The following is a 258-nucleotide window of genomic DNA, read 5'->3' on the forward strand; positions in this document are numbered from 1 at the left end:
AGAGCTTCCGGACCGCCTGTTTCATCCGCCTATGCCCCTTTTCGTATTTTGTACCGTTCCCACTCCAAAACCCGAGCATATTCATGGATTACGAAGCGGAAAATGTCTGACACTTCGTCCCGGAAATTCGTCCCTATCTTGGAGTTGGTTTCACGAAAGAAGTTGAGGACGGCGGCGGCAAGGCTGCTGCCATCGCCTACACCGTGATCGAAACAGCCAAACCCAATAGCGTAGACCCTCAAGCCTGGTTGACCTGGG

At 53.1% G+C, this 258-nt stretch carries 1 protein-coding gene; it reads right to left on the bottom strand.

Annotation, left to right across the window (positions count from 1 at the left end):
* Positions 1-29: 29 nt before the first annotated feature.
* Positions 30-258 (bottom strand): hypothetical protein (locus E1297_RS49430; RefSeq protein WP_209015516.1); only part of this gene is annotated, 229 nt, incomplete at its 5' end.

It is taken from the genome of Roseibium sp. RKSG952 (genome assembly GCF_009711355.1).